A 512-nucleotide genomic window follows, 5' to 3' on the forward strand; every position below is an offset into this window, starting at 1 on the left:
CCAGATGGCCTGCACCGGGGGACGGCCGGCTCTCTCCGACGGGCACAGCATCGGGTCGCCTCCATTACGTGGACGAAGCGTCGCCCATTCGCCTCTGCTTGTAGGGTTCGATCCCGATCATCCGGCTCAGCTTGAACTGCTGCTCCAGCCAGTGCGTCTGGTCTTCCTCGGTGTCCTTCAGCTGCCCGACGAGGATGTCGCGCGTGACATAGTCGCCGTGCTGTTCGCACAGGGCGATGCCTTTGGCGAGATGGCCCCGCACCGCGCATTCCAGGTCCAGGTCGCGTCGCAGCATCTCCTCGACCGTCCGGCCGGCCTCGAAGACGTTGGGGCGCATGTCGGGGACCCCTTCGAGGACAAGGATGCGGCGCACCAACGCGTCGGCGTGCTGGGTTTCCTCTTCCATCTCGTGGTTGATCCGCTGGTAAAGCGCGTCCAGACCGAGGTCTTCGTAGCGGCGCGAATGGATGAAGTACTGGTCGCGCGCCGCTACGAAGACCTCGGTCTGGACG

The 512-nt window shown here is 65.0% G+C and carries 1 protein-coding gene; it reads right to left on the reverse strand.

Features of this window, described 5'->3' with window-relative positions:
* Nucleotides 1-64: 64 nt before the first annotated feature.
* Nucleotides 65-512: bacterioferritin (locus tag CSC66_RS17405; RefSeq protein ID WP_162378655.1), on the reverse strand; the 448-nt coding region annotated here is incomplete at its 5' end.

It is taken from the genome of Pseudoxanthomonas kaohsiungensis, from assembly GCF_010211765.1.
Lineage (GTDB): Bacteria > Pseudomonadota > Gammaproteobacteria > Xanthomonadales > Xanthomonadaceae > Pseudoxanthomonas > Pseudoxanthomonas kaohsiungensis.